The following is a 20,463-nucleotide window of genomic DNA, read 5'->3' as shown; positions in this document are numbered from 1 at the left end:
GTCCCGCCGGTCTGACAAGTCGTCGCGTGTCCGTCTTGCGTCCAAAGCCCGGAGGATGGATGATCTGTTGCGTATGACGCAGTATGTTGCGTAATACGCAACTCAACGATCGTCAACGTCGCCGTCAAGAATCTCTCTGCCGAAATGGAGCGGTCGGCCTATGCCCAAAATCGTGGTGATCGGTGCCGGCATCGTCGGTACCTCTCTGGCCGACGAGCTGACCATGCGCGGCTGGACCGACGTCACTGTCGTGGACCGAGGACCGCTGTTCGCCACCGGTGGTTCCACCTCGCACGCTCCCGGGCTGGTGTTCCAGACCAACCCGTCGAAGACCATGACCGCGTTCGCGAAGTACACGGTCGAGAAGTTCGGCTCACTGCAGCACCCACAGGGGTGGGCGTTCAACCCGGTCGGCGGCCTGGAACTCGCCACCACCCCCGAGCGATGGGCTGACCTGCACCGCAAGGCAGGCCTGGCACAGGCGTGGGGGATCGACGGAAGGCTGGTTTCACCGGCCGAATGCGTCGCCCTACATCCGTTGATCGACAGCGACCACATCCTCGGCGGCTTCCACACCCCGGCCGACGGCCTGGCCAAGGCGCTGCGTGCCGCAGAGGCCCAGGCGCGCCGGGCGCAGGCCAGGGGGGCGACGTTTCGACCGCGCACCGAGGTGCTCGGCATCGTCGACAACGGCAGGCGCGTCACCGGGGTGAGCACCGATGACGGTGTCATCGACGCTGACATCGTGGTCTGCGCGGCGGGCTTCTGGGGTGCGCAGCTCGCCAGCCAGGTCGGCCTGGTGCTTCCGCTGGTGCCGATGGCGCACCAGTACGGGAGAACCGGACAAATCGAGGCGTTGGTGGGGCGCAACAACGAGCTCACCGAGGCCGGCCTGCCCATCCTTCGCCACCAGGACCGGGATCTCTATTTCCGCGAGCACGTCGACCGCCTCGGCATCGGGTCCTACAGTCACCGGCCGATGCCTGTCGACATCTCCACGCTGTCGGCCGAGACTGCCGGTGAACCGATGCCCTCGATGCTGCCGTTCACCGAGGAGGACTTCGCTCCCGCCTGGGCGGCCGCCACCGAACTCATTCCCGCGTTAGGAGATTCGAAGCTCGACGAGGCGTTCAACGGCATCTTCTCGTTCACCCCGGACGGCTTCTCGATCATCGGCGAGCACCGCGAGCTGCCCGGGTTCTGGGTCGCCGAGGCTGTCTGGGTCACCCACTCGGCAGGTGTCGCGCGGGCAACGGCGGAGTGGATCATCGACGGCACGCCGTCGATCGACACCCACGAATGCGACCTGTACCGCTTCGAGGAGGTGGCGCGCAGCCCGTCGTACATCATGCAGACCAGCTCCCAGGCTTTTGTCGAGGTCTACGACGTCATCCATCCGCACCAGTACCGGGGTGAGCTGCGTGGACTTCGTACCAGTCCGTTCCACGCGCGCCACATCGAGGCGGGAGCGTTCTTCTACGAAGGCGGCGGCTGGGAACGTCCGGCCTGGTACCAGGTCAACGACGAACTGACGCAGCGACTGGTGGCCGACGGCCTGGGCCTTCCTGAGCGCGACGAATGGTCCTCGAAGTTCTGGTCGCCGATCTCGGTGGCCGAAGCGCGCTGGACGCGTGAGCGCGTCGCCATGTACGACATGACGCCGCTGACCCGCTACGAAGTCAGCGGCCCCGGTGCGGCGGCGTTCCTGCAGCGGATGACCACCAACAACGTCGACAAGAGTGTCGGGTCGGTCACCTACGCGCTATTGCTCGACGAAACCGGCGGCATCCGAAGCGATCTCACAGTGGCACGTCTCGGAACCGAGACGTTCCAGGTCGGCGCCAACTCGCCGATGGACTTCGACTGGCTCAGCCGCCACCTGCCCGGTGACGTCATGCTGCGCGACGTCACCGGCGGCACCTGCTGTATCGGTGTGTGGGGGCCGTCGGCGCGTGACGTGGTAGCCCCGCTGTGTCCCGACGACCTGTCGCACAACGGCTTCCGGTACTTTCGGGTGCTGCGCACCTATCTCGATGCCATCCCGGTGACCATGATGCGGGTGTCCTACGTCGGTGAACTCGGCTGGGAGATCTACACCAGCGCCGAATACGGTGCAGCGCTGTGGGATCTGCTCGCGCAGGCCGGCCGGGCGCACGGCATCATCCCCGCCGGCCGGATCGCGTTCAACAGCCTGCGTATCGAAAAGGGCTACCGCAGCTGGGGGACCGACATGACCGCCGAACACCAACCGGCCGCCGCCGGTATCGATTTCGCGGTGCGAATGGACAAGGCGTCCGACTTCGTCGGCAAGGCGGCGCTGTGCAAGGCGCCGACTCCCGCGGCGATGCTGCGCAGCATCGTGTTCGACGACCCGAACGCTGCCGTGCTCGGCAAGGAACCCGTGTTCGTCGATGATCGCTGTGCCGGCTACGTGACCAGCGCCGGCTACTCCGCGACCGTTGGACGCACCATCGCCTACGCGTATCTGCCGGCGAGCGTCACCGTTGGCGACGCGGTCACCGTCGACTACCGCGGCGAGAAGTTCACTGCCGTCGTACACGCCGAACCGGTGGTCGACCCCGAGATGGCCCGGATCAAGAGGTAGGAAACATGGGATACGACGTCATCGTCATCGGGCTCGGCGGTATGGGCAGCGCTGCCGCGTACCATCTCGCTGCGCGCGGGCAGCGGGTGCTCGGCCTGGAGAAGTTCACCCCCGCCCACGATAAGGGTTCCAGCCACGGCGGATCCCGCATCATCCGGCAGTCCTACTTCGAGGACCCCGCCTATGTGCCGCTGCTGCTGCGGTCATACGAGCTGTGGAACAAGCTCGCCACCGACTCGCAGCGCGACGTGTACCGGATCACCGGTGGACTGTTCATCGGCCCGCCGGACTGCCAGACCGTCGCGGGTAGCCTCACCGCAAGCCTTCGCTGGAGGCTTCCACACGAGGTGCTCGATGCTGGCGAGATCCGTTCCCGCTACCCGAATTTCACTCCCGGCGCCGATGACATCGCGCTCTACGAGCAGATGGCGGGGTTCGCACGTCCAGAACTGACCGTCGCCTCCCATCTCGGTCTCGCCGAACAGGCCGGCGCCACCCTGCAGTTCGGCGAGGAAGTTCTCGAATGGGCCGAGACCGCTTCCGGGGTGACGGTGCGTACCGGGCGCGGTACCTACGCGGCGGGACAGTTGGTCATCTGTCCCGGCGCCTGGGCGCCGCAGCTGCTCACCGAATTCGGTATCCCGATCACCATCGAGCGCCAGGTGCTCTACTGGCTCGACCCGATCGGGGGCGCCGCACCGTTCGCCGAACACCCGATCTTCATCCAGGAGGGTGCCGACGGGATGCAGATCTATGGCTTCCCCGCCATCGACGGCGCGCGGGGCGGTGTCAAGGTCGCGTTCTTCCGCAAGGGCGTGGTGTGTACCCCGGACACCATCGACCGCACCGTCTACGACCACGAGGTCCGTGAAATGCGGACACGCGCAGCAGAATTGCTTCCCGCCCTGGACGGTCGGTGTCTGCAGTCGGCGACCTGCATGTACTCCAACACCCCCGATCAGAATTTTGTGATCGCCAGGCATCCCGAGTGCGCGTCCGTGACCGTCGCGTGCGGATTCTCCGGCCACGGTTTCAAGTTCGTCCCGGTGGTCGGCGAGATCCTCGCCGACCTCGCCATCGACGGCAGCACCGGACATCCGATCTCGTTGTTCGACCCGAAGCGACTGGTGAGCATATGACCGGAGATCTTTCGCCCCTGGCCGCGCCGGCTCTGCGTGCCACCCTCGGCGGCCACTACTACGCCGGCGCCGACGTCTTCGCCGCGGAGCAGGAACACATCTTCGAGGACATGTGGTTCTGCGCCGCCCGGTCGGCGGATCTCGCGCTGCCGGGCAAGTTCAGGAAGGTGCAGGTCGGTCGCGAGAGCGTGCTGCTGGTGCGGGGCCGCGACGGTCTGCTTCGCGCCTTTCTCAACATCTGCAGGCATCGCGGCGCCCAGCTGTGCACCGAGTCCGAAGGCGAAGTGAAGCGCAGCCTGCGCTGCCCGTATCACTCCTGGACCTACGCGCTCGACGGCAAGCTGACGGCTGCGCCCAACATCGGTGCACTGACCGACGGTTCCGGCGCGCCGATCGACCGGTACGAGTACGGCCTGGTCCCGGTGGCGCTCACCGAATGGCTCGGCTACGCCTGGGTATGCCTGTCCGACACCCCGCCTGCGTTCGAGGAGGTCGTCGCCGACGCCACCCGGACGCTCGGCGACCCGGATGCCATCAACCGCTACGGCATCGGCGGTCTGGACGTGGGTCACCGGGTCGTCTACGACGTGGCGGCGAACTGGAAGCTGATCGTGGAGAACTTCATGGAGTGCTACCACTGCAGCTCCATTCACCCCGAGCTGGTCGACGTCGTACCCGAGTTCGCGCGCGGGGTTGCGGCCCAGGCCAACATCGGTCTCGGCAGCGAATTCGGTTCGCAGGTAGCCGGATTCACGGTGGGCGGAGAGGCCGGCTTCGACCGTCTGCCGGGTATCACCGACGAGCAGGACCGACGCTATTTCGCTATCACCGTCAAACCGACGGTGTTCATCAACCTGGTGCCCGACCATGTCATCTTCCACCGCATGTACCCGATGGCCGCCGATCGCACCGTCGTGGAATGCGACTGGCTCTACACCGGTGACGTCCTCGCCTGCGAGCCGGACATCGCACGCTCGGCAGAGCTGTTCCACAGGGTCAACGTGCAGGATTTCGCCGCCTGCGAACGCACCCAGCCCGCCATGTCATCGAGGGCCTACCGGCGCGGGGGAGTGCTCGTGCCTGCCGAACACCACATTGCGCAGTTCCATGAGTGGGTAGTGTCCATTCTCGGCTGACGACCGCTTACGGCAGCTTCGGTGACAGGGCGTATAAGGTCTAGCAGCAATGGTCAAGCGTGACAGTTCGCCCGCCGCTGTACAGTCCGTCGACCGCGCGTTGCTGGTCCTGGAGCTCCTGGCCGAGCTGGGCCAGGCGGGGGTCACCGAGATCGCCGACGAACTCGGCGTGCACAAGTCGACGGTCTCGCGGCTGATCGCGGTGTTGGAGGCGCGCGGATTTGTCGAGCAGGTCGCCGAGCGCGGCAAGTACCGGCTGGGTTTCGCGGTGGCCCGGCTCGCCCGCGCGAGCAGCGCCGCACTGGACATGGCCAGGCTCAGCCAGGGCATCTGTGAGGCTCTCAGCATCGAGGTGGCCGAGACGGCCAACCTCGCGGTGCTCGACGGTGACCGCATCGTCAACATCGTCGAAGCCATCGGCCCCGCCGAGATCACGCTGCGGACCTGGGTCGGCCAGAGCTGCCCGGCGTATGCGACCTCCAGCGGGAAGGTTCTGCTGTCCGGGCTGGATGCCGCCGACGTCCGGTCCCGGCTCGGTAACGTGCTGGCTGCCTTCACCGACACCACCGTGTCCAGCACGACGGAGCTGCAGGAGCAGCTGTCGCAAGTGCGGGAACGCGGTTGGGCCAGCGTGTCCGAGGAACTCGAGGTCGGCCTCAACGCCGTCGCGGCTCCGGTTTACGATGCAAACTCGCAAGTGGTTGCGGCGCTGAGTGTTTCGGGCCCCTCGTACCGTCTCGGGCTGGAGCGGTTCGAAGAGGTCGCCAAGTTGACCATCGACGCGGCGGACGCCATCAGCCGCCGCCTGGGCTGGATCGCTCGCGACTGAGCGACGCCTCGCCGCGGTCAACCAGCAGTTGCGTGCCGCAGAGTCTGGGAATCGCCGACGATCACCGCGAGGATCGTCCGCCACGCATCCGACGGACGATTGAGCATCCCGGAGTGGGCCGGCCACCCCCACACTGGTCGGCCGTCGTCGTAACGACCTGTGCGCAAAGGGATCACGCCGGTCATCTCGTCGGGATCGGCCCCGTGCGGACCGCCGGGTATGCCCTGGACGGCTTCGATGAAATCGCCTGGCGCGGTCATCGAGAACCTCAGCACGTCAGGATTGCGGTTGTGCCAGTCCGCGGGATCGTCGACGCCCACCCCGGCGCCGGCCGCGGCCAGGAACAGGGTGCGGTCCGATGTCATTCCGAGCGCCTCGGCCGTCCCGACGATCGACCCGCCGTAGGAGTGGCCGATCACCGTCACCGCGACGCCGTCGTCCACCACCCGGTCGACGTCCTCACTGAACGCCACCAGCCCGGGCGCCATGTTCAGGGCGAACCGCGGGTCGGCGGCCTGGAGGAACGCCGCCGCGGGATCCCGCACCTGTGGGAACGGTCCGCCGAGGTAGGTGATCACGGCGACATCACCGCGGCCGGCGGAGACGAACCGGCGGGCGGTGGCCGTGTTGGCCGCCGAATCGTCGATCGTCGTGTTCACCCCGGGAACCAGTACCGCGACCCCGCGGGCAGTCGAGAGCTGCCCATTCAGCTCGACCAGAGCGGCCCGGGCCGGATCGAACGCCAGAATCTGACGTTGGATCCGACGGTCGGTGCCCACCGGGTCGTCGATCTCGGCGAGCAGGCCGCGGTAGAGGGCGATCCGCCGCCGGCTGTCGGCGGCGCGGCCGTCCTCGGCGGCGATCGCGTCGGCGATGTTGAGCCGGTTCGCGGCGATCCTCATCGGCCAGGGGACCCCGTCGGTGTTACCCACCTGCCGGGGGAACTCCGCGACCAGGCGGTCGCGCTGCGAAGCCGTCATCGCCGCGATCTGCGTGGAGATCCGGTCCTGACTCATCGCGGGCCAGGCGTCGACGACATCGACCGCCCGTACCGGCCAGGCCCCGGCAGGAACGGTTGCCGCCAGGGGCGGCTGGGCGCGGCTGAGTCCCAACGCGTCGGCGATGTCACCGGCGGTGTCGGCATCGGCGGCGCCGAGACGCCCGAGCCCCTCACCGATCTGTTCACTCAGCTCGGCGGCACGCGTTTCCAGTAGTCCGGCGGCCACCGCCCCGTCACCACCTGCGAGTTGGATCAACAGCGGCACGGGCGCTGCATCGACGGACACTGAACCGTCGTCGGCAACCGCGAAACCCTCTTCCAGGGCCTTGTCGACCCAGGTCAGAACCTCTGAACGGGCCGCCGCCAGCTGGTCTGCGCCGTCGCGGGCGGCCACCGCCGCCGTCACCAGGCTGCGCACCACCGAGGCGGAGCCTCCGGCGATGAGCTCGACCTGCCGGCGGGCGGCCTCGGCGGCCGCACCGGTCCAGTGATCGCCACTTCGGCGCGCGGCGGCCACGGCCGCGTCGACCTGGTCGCTGAATCGCCGGGCGGCGGCGTCCCAGTCGTCGGCGAGCCGGTGCAGCGCCGCCGGCTCCCATGCCTGCGCCTGCGAGACGGTCGGGCGGTTCATCCGGTGGTGAACCGGTCGCCGTTGACGGCGTCGGTGCGTTCGAACGTCGCAGCCGACGTCCGCGCCGCCGAGGCCCACTCCCGCAGTCTCGCGGCGACCTCGCGAACTTGGTCCGCGACCGGCCCGGATCGCACGCCGGCGCTCACCGCGGAGCCGCGCAGCGCATCGGCTTCCAGCTCCGGCCACCGCGTGTCGGCGATCTCCGCGGCCGCCGTGGAGGTGGCGTCGGCGAGCCTTCGCAGGCGCTCGACATCCACTGATGCGGTTTCGCCCATGGCTCATGCTGGCAGATTCTGTGACCCACGCGCCCCGGTTATCCACAGGCGTCTGGCGTGGTGCGGCCACCGTCCTCGCGAGCAACAAGTAGTCTCGATGAGGTGCAGCGACGAATCATGGGCATCGAGACCGAATTCGGTGTCACCTGCACGTTCCACGGCCATCGCCGGCTCAGTCCCGACGAGGTCGCCCGTTACCTCTTCCGGCGGGTGGTGTCGTGGGGCCGCAGTAGCAACGTCTTCCTCCGCAACGGCGCGCGCCTGTACCTCGATGTGGGCAGCCATCCCGAGTACGCCACCGCGGAATGTGACAGCCTCACCCAGTTGGTGACCCACGACCGCGCCGGCGAGCGGGTGCTCGAAGACCTGCTGATCGACGCCGAACAGCGCCTCGCCGACGAAGGCATCGGCGGTGACATCTACCTCTTCAAGAACAACACCGACTCGGCGGGCAATTCGTACGGCTGCCACGAGAACTACCTGATCGTGCGTGCCGGCGAGTTCTCCCGCATCTCCGACGTGTTGCTGCCGTTCCTGGTCACCCGCCAGCTCATCTGCGGCGCCGGCAAAGTACTGCAGACGCCGAAGGCCGCGACGTTCTGCCTGTCGCAGCGGGCCGAGCACATCTGGGAGGGCGTCTCCAGCGCGACCACCCGCTCGCGCCCCATCATCAACACCCGCGACGAGCCGCACGCCGACGCCGAGAAATACCGGCGGCTGCACGTCATCGTCGGCGACTCGAACATGTGTGAGTCCACGACCATGCTCAAGGTCGGCTCGGCATCGCTGGTGCTGGAGATGATCGAGGCCGGTGTGGCGTTCCGCGACTTCTCGCTGGACAACCCGATCCGGGCGATCCGCGAGGTCAGCCACGACCTCACCGGGCGACGACCGGTGCGGCTCGCCGGTGGCAGGCAGGCCAGCGCGCTCGACATCCAGCGCGAGTACTACTCCCGCGCAGTGGAGTACCTGCAGACCCGCGAACCCAACACGCAGATCCAGCAGGTCGTCGATCTGTGGGGTCGGCAGCTCGACGCCGTCGAGAGTCAGGATTTCGCCAAGGTCGACACCGAGATCGACTGGGTGATCAAGCGCAAGCTGTTCCAGCGGTATCAGGACCGCTACAACATGGAGCTCTCGGACGCGAAGATCAGTCAGCTCGACCTGGCCTATCACGACATCAAACGTGGCCGCGGCGTGTTCGACCTGCTGCAACGCAAGGGGCTGGCGGCGCGGATCACCACCGACGAGGAGATCGAGGCCGCGGTCAACACCCCACCGCAGACCACCAGGGCCAAGCTGCGCGGCGAGTTCATCAGCGCCGCGCAAGAAGCCGGCCGCGACTTCACCGTCGACTGGGTGCACCTCAAGCTCAACGATCAGGCGCAGCGGACCGTGCTGTGCAAAGACCCGTTCCGGTCGGTCGACGAGCGGGTGAAGCGGCTCATCGCCAGCATGTAGGGCACTCAGGCGCGGTGCGCTGCTGCTGATTCGCTCCTCGCGTGCGCTGCTGCTGATTCGTTCCTCGCGTGCGCTGCTGCTGATTCGCTCCTCGCGTGCGCTGCTGCTGATTCGCTCCTCGCGTGCGCGGCTGTTTATTCGCTCCTCGCGTGCGCGGACACCGCGTAGTCGCCTCCGGTGAACGGCTGCCTGTCCCAGGTGGCCCAGCGGTCCACCAGCTCCAGGTTCGCCGCCGCGGTCAGCTCGTCATAGCGCGACAGCGTCAGCCGGTCCTCGCGCAAAGCAAACCCCGCCACCAACAGACCGCCGGGCTTCAGGAGTGCGGCCAGCCGCTCGACGACCCGGCCTTCGGTCCCTTTGCCGACGAAGATCATCACGTTGCCCGCCAGGGCCACCACGTCGAACACCCTGCCCAGGTGCGCGTCGGCGTCGACGAGGTCCGCCTCGATCCAGGTCAGGTCCGGCGCCTTGGCACGGGCTGCGCTGAGCATCTCGGGGTCCAGATCGAGCCCGACCACCGAGAAGCCACGGGCGGCCAGTTCGATGGCGACTCTGCCTGTCCCGCAACCGGCATCGAGCACCTCGGTCCCGCCCTGCTCGCGCAGCAGCGCCTCGAGGAGATCGGCTTCGCCGTGCACGCCGGCCCCGGAGGCGGCCAGGCGCTGCCAGCGGGCGTCATAGTCCTGCCCGCGGGGGGCGTCGGACTGCTGCCATCGGGAACTCACGGCCGAATCCTGTCAGACGCGCGGCGGCGTCCCCGGTGGCACCCGGCTGACGAGAACCGAGTTGTGCACATTGTTACTCGCACTTCTGCTGCAAAAGTCGGATCTCGGCGCGGTGGCAACCCGCCGCAGCGGCCGTCCTACGGGATAGCCGACGCCCCTTAAGCTCTAGCCGTGGGAATCTCCAAAGTCGAGCGGTTGATGAACCTCGTCATCGCGTTGTTGTCCACGAGGACGTTCATCACCGCCGACCGGATCCGCGAAACGGTCCTCGGGTACTCCGAGGAGGCCAGCGACGAGGCGTTCTCCCGGATGTTCGAACGCGACAAGAATGAACTGCGTGATCTGGGCATCCCGTTGGAGACCGGGCGGGTTTCGCAGACGGATCCGACGGAGGGCTACCGGATCAGCCGCGAGGATTACGCTCTGCCTGCGGTGGAGCTGACCGCCGACGAGGCCGCGGCGGTGGCGGTGGCGACGCAGCTGTGGGAGTCACCCGAACTCATCACCGCCACCCAGGGCGCGCTGCTGAAGTTGCGCGCGGCCGGGGTGGACATCGACGCGGCGCACGACGACGTCGCGATCACCTCGACCGCGGCTATGCCCGGTCTGCGGGGTTCCGAGGAGGTCCTCGGAATCCTGTTGTCCGCCATCGATTCCGGTCACATCGTGCAGTTCCCGCACCGGCCGTCGCGCACCGAACCGTACGTCACCCGAACCGTCGAACCCTGGGGTGTGGTCACCGACAGGGGACGCTGGTATCTGGTCGGCCACGACCGGGACCGCGACGCGGTGCGCACCTTCCGGCTCTCACGGATCGGCGCGCAGGTGACCCCGATCGGCGAACCAGGCGCGGTCCGCAGGCCTGCGGGTCTGAACTTGCGGGAGATCGTCGACAGGGTGGTCGGTGATTGGCCGACGGCTGGACAGGCCAGGGTCTGGGTCGCCGACGGCCGGGCAACGGCGCTCCGCCGGCGGGCTATCATCGTCGGCCGGAGAACCCTGGCCGGGCGCGCGGGGGAGGAGATCGACTTGGACATCGACATGTTCGACCGGGTGGCGCGGGAGATCGCCAGCTATGGAGCCGATGCGGTGGCGCTGGAACCGGCGTCGCTGCGCGACGACGTGATGGCGCGGCTGGAAGCCCAGGCCAGCGGGCTGGCGGATCGCGCATGACCGCCAAGCGAGTAGCGAAGGCGGATCGCGCATGACCGCCAAGCGAGTAGCGAAGGCGGATCGCGCGTGACCGCGAAGCGAGTAGCGAAGGCGGATCGCGCATGACCGCCGTCAGCACGCGGCTGGTTCGGCTGCTGAACATGGTGCCGTACTTCCAGGCCAATCCGAAGATCACCTACACGGAGGCGGCCGCGGACCTCGGTGTCAGCGTCAAACAGTTGCGCGACGATCTCAACCAGTTGTGGATGTGCGGCCTGCCCGGTTACGGGCCGGGTGATCTGATCGACTTCGAGTTCTCCGGCGACACCATCGAGGTCACCTTCACCGCCGGTATCGACCATCCGTTGCGACTGACCTCGCCGGAGGCCACCGGTGTGCTGGTGGCGCTGCGGGCGCTGCTCGACGTGCCCGGGATGGTCGATCCGGAAGCGGCGCGCAGCGCGATCGCCAAAATCGAGTCCGCGACGGGCAAAGCCGGTCACGAGGACGAGGGCGCCGCCGTCGATGAGCGGGCGCCGATCGAGAGCGAGGCGTCGGCGTCGGTGCGAACCGCGGTGCGCACCGACCGGGCGCTGGCCATCGAGTACTACTCGGCGTCACACGACGCGCTCTCGAGCCGCGTCGTCGACCCGATCCGCATCGTTCTCGTCGCCGACCACAGTTACCTGGAGGCGTGGTGCCGGTCGGCCGAGGGCGTCCGGCTGTTCCGGCTGGACCGGATCGTCGACGCGAGGGTCCTCGACGAGCCCTCGGTGCCGCCGCCGCCTGCGGTGCAGGCAGGCCCGGACACCTCGCTGTTCGATCCCGACACCGCCGATCCCTCCCTGCCCACGGCGACGCTGCTGGTCGACCGTTCGGCGTCGTGGATGTTCGACTACTACCCGTTGCGGGTGCTGCGGGAGTTCCCCGACGGCTCCTGCGAGGCTGCGATGACCTACGCCTCCGACGAGTGGATGGCGCGCTTCGTCCTGGGATTCGGCTCGGCGGTGCGGGTACGCGAGCCGCAGCAATTGGCCGAGCTGGTCCGACGGTCCGCCGCCGCCGCACTGGATGCGTATCGAGTCGGCACGGAGTCGTCAAACGAGTAGACTCGGCCCAGACGTCTGGAGGTAAGCAAATTGGGTGGTCTACAACCCTGGCACTGGGTCATCGTCATCGCCGTGTTCGTGCTGCTCTTCGGTGCCAAGAAGCTCCCGGACGCGGCGCGCTCCCTGGGCAAGTCGATGCGCATCTTCAAGTCCGAGATCAAGGAGATGCAGGCGGACTCCAAGCCGGATGCACCGTCGCAGATCTCTTCGGAACGGGTCCAGGACCCGGCAGAACGCCCGGGCGGCACCTCGACCCAGGCAGCACCTGACCCGTCGTCGGACAAGCGCACAGCCTGACCAGTCATGCCGGTCGCGGACCCAGCGTCCGCGACGTGACTGCGCGCCTGTGAGCAGCACCTAGGCCACCTCCGTGCAAATTCCCGGACTCCTCAAGAAGCTCGACCCGCGTAAGCGACGTTCCCGGGCCAACCCCGACGGAACGATGTCGCTGGTCGAGCACCTCACCGAACTGCGCGGCAGGCTGGTGATGGCCGCGCTGGCGGTCGTGGTGACGACGATCCTGGGGTTCCTCTGGTACACCCACGGCATTTTCGGGATGCCCAGCCTCGGTGACTGGCTGCGCGGGCCGTACTGTGCCCTGCCGGAATCCGCACGGGCGAACATCACGCCCGACGGCGAGTGCCGCCTGCTGGCCACAGGGCCGTTCGACCAGTTCATGTTGAGGCTGAAGGTGGCGCTGACAGCCGGTCTGGTGCTGGCCTGCCCGGTGTGGCTGTACCACCTGTGGGCGTTCATCACCCCCGGGCTCTACCGCAATGAGCGCCGCTTCGGCGCCGTCTTCGTGACGATCGGGGCACTGCTGTTCGTCGCAGGCGCAGTGCTGGCCTATGTGGTGCTGTCGACGGCGTTGGATTTCCTGTTGACGGTCGGCAGTGACGTCCAGGTGACCGCGCTGTCGGGCGACCAGTACTTCGGCTTTCTGATCAACCTGCTGCTGGTGTTCGGCATCAGCTTCGAGTTCCCACTGCTGATCATCATGCTCAACCTCGTCGGTGTGCTCACCTACGAGCGGCTCAAGGCCTGGCGTCGGGGACTGATCATGGGGCTGTTCGTCTTCGCGGCGTTCTTCACCCCGGGCTCGGATCCGTTCTCGATGCTGGCGCTGGCGCTGGCGCTGACCCTGCTGCTGGAACTGGCCATCCAGGTGGCCCGGCTCAACGACCGGCGCAAGGCGCGGCGTGCCCGGCTCGCGGAGGTCGCCGACGACGAGGCGGCGCCGATCGGCCCCGCCGAGACCATCGAAGCGCCATCGGCCGTGCCCACCCCGTCGCGGCTCGTAGTTGATGACGACGCGACCTGAGCCGTCGGTCGGAGACCTCCCTGAGGTCGCCGAGTTCGTCTCCCTCCTGCCGTTCGAGCTGGACGGTTTCCAGCGTCGTGCTTGTGAGGCGCTCGCGCAGGGCCACGGGGTGCTGGTCTGTGCGCCCACCGGGGCGGGCAAGACGGTCGTCGGCGAGTTCGCGGTGCACCTCGCGCTGGCAGCAGGACGGAAGTGCTTCTACACCACGCCGATCAAGGCGCTGAGCAACCAGAAGCACACCGACCTGGTGCGCCGGTACGGCCCGCAGCGCATCGGTCTGCTCACCGGCGACCAGGCGATCAACGGCGACGCCGACGTCGTGGTGATGACCACCGAAGTGCTTCGCAACATGCTCTACGCGGATTCACCTACGTTGCAAGGTCTTTCCTTCGTCGTGATGGACGAGGTGCACTTCCTGGCTGACCGCATGCGCGGCGCGGTCTGGGAGGAGGTGATCCTGCATCTGCCCGAGGACGTGCGCCTGGTGAGCCTGTCGGCGACGGTGAGTAACGCCGAGGAGTTCGGCGGCTGGATCCAGACCGTGCGGGGCGACACCACGGTGGTGGTCGACGAACACCGTCCGGTGCCGCTGTGGCAGCACGTGATGGTCGGCAAGCGGCTTCTGGACCTGTTCGACTACCGATCCTCCGGTCCGGCGAAGGCCGGACGGGACCTGTTGGTCGACCCGGAACTGTTGCGCCACATCTCACATCGGCGCGAGGCCGACCGGCTGGCCGACTGGCAGCCGCGGGGTCGTGGCCGGACGAGTCGGCCGAGCCTGTACCGCACGCCGGGGCGGCCGGAGGTGATCGGCGTCCTCGCCGGCGGCGGCCTGCTGCCGGCCATCACGTTCATCTTTTCCAGGGCAGGCTGTGATGCCGCGGTCAAGCAGTGCCTACGTTCGTCGTTAAGGTTGACCACCGAGGAGGAGCGGAGCCGGATCGCCGAGATCGTGGACCGTCGCACCGCCGACCTCAACGACTCCGATCTGGTCGTGCTCGACTTCCACGAATGGCGCGAGGCGCTGCTTCGTGGCCTGGCCGCCCACCACGCCGGCATGTTGCCGACGTTCCGCCACACCGTGGAGGAGCTGTTCACCGCGGGCCTGGTCAAGGCGGTGTTCGCAACGGAGACACTGGCTCTGGGGATCAACATGCCCGCCCGCACCGTGGTGCTCGAGCGGCTGGTGAAGTTCAACGGCGAGCAGCACATGCCGTTGACCCCGGGGGAGTACACCCAACTCACGGGTCGCGCGGGACGCCGCGGTATCGACGTCGAAGGTCACGCGGTGGTGTTGTGGAATCCGGACGTCGACCCGGCCGAGGTGGCGGGCCTGGCGTCGACCCGGACGTTCCCGCTGCGAAGTTCGTTCGCCCCGACCTACAACATGACCATCAACCTGGTGCACCAGCTGGGACCCGAACAGGCGCACCGGCTGCTGGAGAGGTCCTTCGCGCAGTACCAGACCGACCGATCGGTGGTGGGATTGGTCCGTGGTGTTGAACGCGGCGAGCGGCTGCTCGCTGAACTGGCAACCCAGCTCGGCGGGCGTGACGCGGCGATCCTCGACTATGTGCGGCTGCGGGCCCAGATCTCCGAGCGTGAGCGTGCGCAGTCGCGGGCTTCGCGGCTGCAGCGGCGCCAGGCCGCCAACGACGCGCTGACCGCGCTGCGCCGCGGCGACATCATCACCATCACCCACGGACGGCGCAGCGGCCTGGCCGTGGTGCTCGAGCCCGCACGTGACGACGAGGATCCACGGCCGCTGGTGCTCTCCGAACACCGTTGGGCGGGCCGGATCTCGTCGGCGGACTACTCGGGGGCGTCAGCTCCGATGGGGACGATGTCATTGCCCAAACGGGTTGAGCACCGCAATCCGCGGGCCCGCCGCGACATTGCGTCGGCCCTGCGGTCGGCGGCCGCAGGCAAGGATGCGCCGTCGGCGCGTGGCCGCCGCAGCGGGCCGCCTCCCGAGCGCGACATCGACCCCGAGCTGGCTTCCCTGCGGGAGCGGGTGCGGGCGCATCGGGCGCACCAGCTGCCCGACCGGGAGGACAAGGCGCGCCTCGCCGAGCGGTATCTCAAGATCGAGCGTGACAACGAGCAATTGCGCAAGAAGATCGCGGCGGCCACCAACTCGTTGGCGCAGACCTTCGACCGGATCGTCGTATTGCTCACCGAGCGCGGATTCATCGCCGTCGACGGAGTCGACCAGACCACGGGGGCCGAGGCCGACACGCCGGAAGGCGAGGCGGCTGCGGCGGACCCCGTGGTGACCGACGACGGCCGGCTGCTGGCCCGGATCTACAGCGAGAGTGATCTGCTGGTGGCCGAGTGTCTGCGCGCCGGAGTCTGGGAGGGGCTCGATGCCGCCGAGCTCGCCGCGGCGCTTTCGTCTGTGCTCTACGAGTCGCGGCGCGACGGGTACGGCGCGGCGGACGGGCACGATGTGCCCACCGGCCGGCTGCGCCGTGCGCTGAACCAGACCCGCAGGCTGTGGACTGAGCTGCGCGCCGACGAGCAACGGCACCGGATCAGCCAGAGCCGCGAACCCGACGCCGGTTTCGTCGCCGCCATCCACCGGTGGGCGAGCACCGGCGACCTCGCCTCCGCGTTGGACGCCGCCGGCAGTTCGGGCGCCGGAACCTCGATGTCTGCGGGCGACTTCGTCAGGTGGTGCCGCCAGGTGCTGGACCTGGCCGACCAGGTCCGTAATGCGGCTCCGTCAGCGGCGTTGCGGACGACCGCGAAACGCGCGATCAACGACGTTCGGCGCGGCGTCGTAGCTGTTGATGCGGGGTAGGGTGTGCCCAGCAGGCCAGAAACCGGCATATCAGTCGCGGACGAGCAAGGAGAGAAATGAGCGGACCGCAGGGATCTGACCCGACGCAGCCGTGGCAGGGTCAGCAGCCTGGGCCGGGCGAGGAATCGCCGGCCGNCTCGGCCGGCAATCAGGGATGGCAGCCGCCTTCGGGCTCGGAGCAGCCGCAAGCCCCGGGCGGCGAGCAGCCGCCGTCCTGGCAGCCGCCGGCGTACACGCCGCAGCAGTATCCGCAGTACCAGCAGCCCACCCAGCCGCCGCCGGCGTACCCGCCGCAGTACCCGCAGGGCGAGCAGTACGGCCAGCAGCCACCTGAGTACGGCCAGGGCGGTTACCCCCCGCCCGGACAGTACGGTCAGCCTGGCCAGTACGGCCAGCAGTACGGTCAGCCGCCGGGTTACGGTCAGCAGCCCGGCCAGTACGGGCAACAGCCCGGCCAGTACGGCCAGTACCCGCCCGGGGGTTACCCCGCCCCCGGCGGCGAGGACGGGTCGAAGCGCTCGATGGCCGTCATCGGCGGTGTCGTGGGCCTGCTCGCAGTGGTCGTCGTCGCGGTGGTGCTGGTGCTCGGCTTCTGGAAGCCCGGCTTCTTCGTGACGACCACGCTGGACATCGACGCAGCGCAGAACGGCGTCGAGCAGATCCTCACCGACGAGACCAACGGCTACGGCGCCACCAACGTCAATGACGTCAGGTGCAATGACGGCGTGAGTCCCACGGTGAAGAAGGGTGACACCTTCACCTGTGAGGTCAGCATCGACGGCACCAAGCGTCAGGTGACGGTGACGTTCCAGGACGACAACGGAACCTACGAGGTCGGGCGTCCGCGCTAGCCCGTTCGGGTCAGCCGGGAAGCCCGTCGAGGGCCTTCTGCAGCCGCCCGATCGACGACGACACGCCGTAGCGCTGGGCGAGTTCGGCGACTCTGCGCGGATGCGCGGCCACCAGGGGCAGCACATCGGTCGTCGTGCTCATCGTGACCTCGGCGTCGGTCGCGACCCGCACCACGGGTTCGGCCCTGGCGATGTAATCCTCGGCGGCCCGCAGTTTGGTGCGGTGCGCCTTGGCCAGCTTGGAGGCCGGGTCGGCGGCGGCCGCCAGGATCCGTTCCAGCGACCCGTGCTGCCCCAGAAGCGTCGCCGCGGTCTTCTCACCGATGCCCGCCACACCGGGCAGCCCGTCGGACGGGTCTCCGCGCAACAGCGCCAACTCGGCATATGCCGGGCCCGCCCGTTCGACGGGCACCCCGTAGGTCTGTGCGACCTCGTCGGGTCCGTAGGTGACCGCCTTGGCCAAGCCGCGCCCGAGGTACAACACGCGGACCGGAACCGGCTCGTCGCGCACCAGCTGTAGCAGGTCGCGGTCCCCGCTGACCACCACCACCGGGTGGTGTCGCTCCCGCTCGGCGAGGGTGCCCAGCACGTCGTCGGCCTCGGCCTGCGGCGCTCCCGCGGTCGCGATCCCGAACGCGTCGAGGATCTCCATGATCATGTCCACCTGCGGGGTCAGCTCGTCGGGCACCTCCTCGACATCTGGCTCGTCGGGGGTCGCCGGGTCGGCTGGGAATGCCACCCGGTGCGCCTTGTACGACGGGACCAGGTCGACCCGCCACTGCGGGCGCCAGTCGTCGTCCCGGCACACCACCAGCCGCTGGGGTCGTTCCCTGGTGATCAGCGTCGCGACGGCGTCGAGGAAACCCCGCAGGGCGTTGACCGGTCGTCCGTCCGGCGCGGTGATCGACGACGGGACCCCGAAGTACGACCGGAACCACATGCTGGCACCGTCGAGCAGCAACAGGGGAGCATCATTCATGCGGTCATCCTGCCAGGCGGAGGTTTCGCGGTTTCCCGCGCGAGCAGTCGCCGCCGCCGACGGTTTAGCCTGAACGGTATGACGCAAGGTCGTTTCAGCTCAGACGTTTACGCCCGGCGCATGGCCGACGCAGCCCGCGCCGCCGCTGCCGCCGGCTTGACCGGCCTGGTGATCACGCCCGGGTACGACCTGCGGTATCTCGTCGGATCGCGGGCCCAGACCTTCGAGCGGCTGACCGCTCTGGTGCTGCCGGCGAGCGGGGACCCGACGATCGTCGTGCCGCGCCTGGAACTGGCGTCACTGCAGGAATCCGCGGTACCCGAACTCGGGGTCACGGTGCGCGACTGGGTAGACGGTGAGGATCCGTATTCGTTGGTGGCGCAGGCACTCGGCGGTGGCCCCGTCTCCGTCGCGGTCACCGACGCGATGCCCGCGCTGCACCTGCTGCCGCTGGCCGACGTGCTGGGGGTGGTCCCGGTGTTGGCCACCGAGGTGCTGCGCACCATGAGGATGGTGAAGGATCCCGCGGAGGTCGACGCACTGCGCAAGGCCGGCGCTGCGATCGACCGGGTACACGCACGGGTGCCGGAGTTCCTGGTTCCGGGGCGCACCGAGGCGGACGTAGCCGCAGACATCGCCGAAGCCATTGTCGCCGAGGGGCATTCAGAGGTCGCATTCATCATCGTCGGATCGGGTCCGCACGGTGCGGACCCGCACCACGAGTGCTCTGACCGCGAACTCCGAGCCGGGGACATCGTCGTGGTCGACATCGGGGGGCCGTACGAGCCGGGTTACAACTCCGACTCCACCCGGACCTACAGTCTCGGCGAACCCGATCCCGAGGTCGCCCGCCGGTATGCGGTCTTGCAGCGGGCGCAGCGCGCCGCGGTCGACGCCGTCCGGCCTGGGGTCACCGCCGAGCAGATCGACGCTGCCGCCCGTGACGTGCTGGCCGCGGAGGGTCTGGCAGAGGCGTTTGTGCACCGCACCGGGCACGGCATCGGCTTGTCGGTGCATGAGGAGCCCTACATCGTGGCGGGCAACTCGCTGCCGCTACAGGAGGGGATGGCGTTCTCGGTCGAGCCGGGCGTCTACTTTCCGGGGCAGTGGGGGGCGCGCATCGAGGACATCGTGATCGTCACGGCTGACGGGGCGTTGTCGGTGAACAACCGACCGCACGAGCTTGTTGTGGTTCCGGTGTCCTGACCGGGCTCACTGTTCGCTGCGGTCGAGCAGGGTCGACGATCCCAGCACTCGTTCCACCCGCACTTCGATCACCACACGTTTCGGGTTGGGACGGGGGGTGCGGTAGCGCTGGGCGTAACGCAGTTCGGCGTCGCGGACGGCGTCGATGTCGGTGTGCACCGTGGCCTTGCCCTCCAGGGACAGCCAGCGGGCGCCGTCGACCTGGCTGAGCACGGCCACGCCGCGCTGGTCGGCATTGACCGCTTTCTGCGAACCGCCGGAGGTGATGACCCGCGCGATGTGGGTCTTGGGATCGAACGTGAACCCGACCGCCACCACGTGCGGGGACTGGTCCGACCGCAACGTCGTCAGCATGGCCAGGTGGCGTTCGGTCAGGAACGCCAGCGCGTCGTTGGTCAGCCGAGTGGTTGCCTTGCGGCCCGGTGTAGCCATCGGTGACCACGCTAGCGCAGGACATAATCAGTTACGTGAAGGACACGTCTGGGGGGCTGCTCGTCGTCTTCGGGGGCCGCAGCGAGATCGGTGTCGAGGTGGCGCGTCGGCTGGCTCCGGGCGCCACTGTGGTGCTGGCCGCGCGCCGGCCCGACGACCTCGACGCGCAGACCGCGGTGCTTGCGCAGGCCGGAGCCACAGCCGTGCACACGGTGGCGTTCGACGCCGACGACCTCGAGTCGCACCGCAGCGTGGTCGACGGGATCGTCGCCGAGCACGGCCCCATCGGCACCGCCGTGCTGGCGTTCGGGATCCTCGGTGATCAAGCCCGCGCCGAGAGGGATGCCGGGCACGCGGCCGCCATCGCGCACACCGACTATGTGGCACAGGTCAGCCTGCTCACGGTGCTGGCGGACACGATGAGGTCGGTGGTCACAGACCGGGGAGCGGCCATCGTGGCGTTCTCCTCGGTCGCCGGGGTCCGAGTACGACGGGCGAACTACGTGTACGGGTCGGCCAAGGCCGGCCTCGACGGGTTCTGCAGCGGGTTGTCCGACGCGCTGCACGGTTCGCAGGTGCGGTTGCTGCTGGTGCGGCCCGGTTTCGTCGTCGGGCGGATGACACAGGGCATGACGCCTGCGCCGTTCTCCAGCACGCCGGAGCAGGTTGCCGACGCGACGGTGCGTGCGCTGGCCAGGGGCCGGTGCACGGTGTGGGTGCCGTGGATACTCAAGCCGGTGTTTCTCGGGATGAAGATGTTGCCGCAGTGGATGTGGCGCAGGTTGCGGCGATGAGCGCTCGCGCGAAGA

At 68.4% G+C, this 20,463-nt stretch carries 18 protein-coding genes; 13 read left to right on the top strand and 5 right to left on the bottom strand.

Annotation, left to right across the window (positions count from 1 at the left end):
* Nucleotides 1-160 precede the first annotated feature (160 nt).
* From BEMPMBAN_RS30790 to BEMPMBAN_RS30775, 4 genes are read left to right on the top strand one after another with little or no spacing between them, the layout of a single operon-like run.
* A complete protein-coding gene (locus BEMPMBAN_RS30790; RefSeq protein WP_159235245.1) occupies nucleotides 161-2,605 on the top strand; it encodes a GcvT family protein in 2,445 nt (814 codons plus the stop codon).
* A 5-nt stretch (nucleotides 2,606-2,610) separates the two neighbouring features.
* Nucleotides 2,611-3,744: an N-methyl-L-tryptophan oxidase gene (gene solA / locus BEMPMBAN_RS30785; RefSeq protein ID WP_159235244.1), complete on the top strand. Its 1,134-nt coding sequence runs from the start codon at nucleotides 2,611-2,613 to the stop codon at nucleotides 3,742-3,744.
* The gene (locus BEMPMBAN_RS30780; protein ID WP_159235243.1) at nucleotides 3,741-4,880 is read left to right on the top strand and encodes an aromatic ring-hydroxylating oxygenase subunit alpha; all 1,140 of its coding nucleotides are present in this window, start codon (nucleotides 3,741-3,743) and stop codon (nucleotides 4,878-4,880) included. Before solA ends, BEMPMBAN_RS30780 begins: the two co-directional genes overlap by 4 nt.
* Before the next feature lie 49 nt (nucleotides 4,881-4,929).
* Entirely contained in the window at nucleotides 4,930-5,709 is a 780-nt protein-coding gene (locus BEMPMBAN_RS30775) for an IclR family transcriptional regulator (protein WP_159235242.1), read from the top strand.
* A gap of 17 nt (nucleotides 5,710-5,726) precedes the next feature.
* On the opposite strand, the gene BEMPMBAN_RS30770 is transcribed toward BEMPMBAN_RS30775, so the two are convergent.
* Together BEMPMBAN_RS30770 and BEMPMBAN_RS30765 are read right to left on the bottom strand one after the other, a co-directional pair.
* Nucleotides 5,727-7,340, bottom strand: a complete 1,614-nt coding sequence (locus tag BEMPMBAN_RS30770; protein ID WP_159235241.1) for an alpha/beta hydrolase — start codon at nucleotides 7,338-7,340, stop codon at nucleotides 5,727-5,729.
* Nucleotides 7,337-7,615 (bottom strand): DUF7162 family protein, encoded by a 279-nt coding sequence (locus BEMPMBAN_RS30765; protein ID WP_159235240.1) that lies wholly within the window; start codon nucleotides 7,613-7,615, stop codon nucleotides 7,337-7,339. Before BEMPMBAN_RS30765 ends, BEMPMBAN_RS30770 begins: the two co-directional genes overlap by 4 nt.
* Nucleotides 7,616-7,717: 102 nt before the next feature.
* Between BEMPMBAN_RS30765 and pafA the strand changes: the two genes are divergently transcribed.
* A complete protein-coding gene (pafA, locus tag BEMPMBAN_RS30760; RefSeq protein WP_159235239.1) occupies nucleotides 7,718-9,076 on the top strand; it encodes a Pup--protein ligase in 1,359 nt (452 codons plus the stop codon).
* A gap of 134 nt (nucleotides 9,077-9,210) precedes the next feature.
* Here pafA and BEMPMBAN_RS30755 read toward each other — a convergent pair whose 3' ends face one another.
* Nucleotides 9,211-9,801, bottom strand: coding sequence for a class I SAM-dependent methyltransferase (locus BEMPMBAN_RS30755; protein WP_159235238.1), 591 nt, complete (start codon nucleotides 9,799-9,801; stop codon nucleotides 9,211-9,213).
* Nucleotides 9,802-9,972: 171 nt separating this feature from the next.
* Here BEMPMBAN_RS30755 and BEMPMBAN_RS30750 point away from each other — a divergent pair, with 171 nt between their 5' ends.
* From BEMPMBAN_RS30750 to BEMPMBAN_RS30725, 6 genes are all read left to right on the top strand, one after another.
* The gene (locus BEMPMBAN_RS30750; protein WP_159235237.1) at nucleotides 9,973-10,974 is read left to right on the top strand and encodes a helix-turn-helix transcriptional regulator; all 1,002 of its coding nucleotides are present in this window, start codon (nucleotides 9,973-9,975) and stop codon (nucleotides 10,972-10,974) included.
* A gap of 101 nt (nucleotides 10,975-11,075) precedes the next feature.
* Nucleotides 11,076-12,062, top strand: a complete 987-nt coding sequence (locus BEMPMBAN_RS30745; RefSeq protein ID WP_159235236.1) for a helix-turn-helix transcriptional regulator — start codon at nucleotides 11,076-11,078, stop codon at nucleotides 12,060-12,062.
* 30 nt (nucleotides 12,063-12,092) lie between these two features.
* Nucleotides 12,093-12,359, top strand: coding sequence for a Sec-independent protein translocase subunit TatA (gene tatA, locus BEMPMBAN_RS30740; RefSeq protein ID WP_159235235.1), 267 nt, complete (start codon nucleotides 12,093-12,095; stop codon nucleotides 12,357-12,359).
* A gap of 73 nt (nucleotides 12,360-12,432) precedes the next feature.
* Nucleotides 12,433-13,383 (top strand): twin-arginine translocase subunit TatC, encoded by a 951-nt coding sequence (tatC, locus tag BEMPMBAN_RS30735; RefSeq protein WP_159235234.1) that lies wholly within the window; start codon nucleotides 12,433-12,435, stop codon nucleotides 13,381-13,383.
* Entirely contained in the window at nucleotides 13,367-16,186 is a 2,820-nt protein-coding gene (locus BEMPMBAN_RS30730) for a DEAD/DEAH box helicase (RefSeq protein ID WP_159235233.1), read from the top strand. Before tatC ends, BEMPMBAN_RS30730 begins: the two co-directional genes overlap by 17 nt.
* Nucleotides 16,187-16,242: 56 nt before the next feature.
* Complete coding sequence (locus BEMPMBAN_RS30725; protein WP_159235232.1) at nucleotides 16,243-17,037, top strand: DUF4333 domain-containing protein; 795 nt, start codon at nucleotides 16,243-16,245, stop codon at nucleotides 17,035-17,037.
* Between the two features lie 10 nt (nucleotides 17,038-17,047).
* Here BEMPMBAN_RS30725 and BEMPMBAN_RS30720 read toward each other — a convergent pair whose 3' ends face one another.
* On the bottom strand, nucleotides 17,048-18,016 hold the full coding sequence (locus BEMPMBAN_RS30720) for a 5'-3' exonuclease (RefSeq protein ID WP_159235231.1): 969 nt from the start codon (nucleotides 18,014-18,016) through the stop codon (nucleotides 17,048-17,050).
* Nucleotides 18,017-18,094: 78 nt separating this feature from the next.
* Between BEMPMBAN_RS30720 and BEMPMBAN_RS30715 the strand changes: the two genes are divergently transcribed.
* Nucleotides 18,095-19,222: a M24 family metallopeptidase gene (locus tag BEMPMBAN_RS30715; RefSeq protein WP_159235230.1), complete on the top strand. Its 1,128-nt coding sequence runs from the start codon at nucleotides 18,095-18,097 to the stop codon at nucleotides 19,220-19,222.
* 6 nt (nucleotides 19,223-19,228) lie between these two features.
* Here BEMPMBAN_RS30715 and BEMPMBAN_RS30710 read toward each other — a convergent pair whose 3' ends face one another.
* Nucleotides 19,229-19,654 carry a F420-dependent biliverdin reductase gene (locus BEMPMBAN_RS30710; protein WP_159235229.1) on the bottom strand — a complete coding sequence of 142 codons (426 nt, stop codon included), beginning with the start codon at nucleotides 19,652-19,654 and terminating at the stop codon, nucleotides 19,229-19,231.
* Between the two features lie 35 nt (nucleotides 19,655-19,689).
* On the opposite strand from BEMPMBAN_RS30710, the gene BEMPMBAN_RS30705 reads away from it, so the two are divergent.
* Entirely contained in the window at nucleotides 19,690-20,448 is a 759-nt protein-coding gene (locus BEMPMBAN_RS30705; protein ID WP_159235228.1) for an SDR family NAD(P)-dependent oxidoreductase, read from the top strand.
* Nucleotides 20,449-20,463: the final 15 nt, after the last annotated feature.

The organism is Mycolicibacterium austroafricanum (assembly GCF_902705885.1).
In the GTDB taxonomy this organism is placed as follows: Bacteria; Actinomycetota; Actinomycetes; order Mycobacteriales; family Mycobacteriaceae; genus Mycobacterium; species Mycobacterium vanbaalenii_A.
The sequence above is the reverse complement of the archived record's forward strand: the minus strand, read 5'-3'. Positions and strand labels throughout refer to the sequence as shown.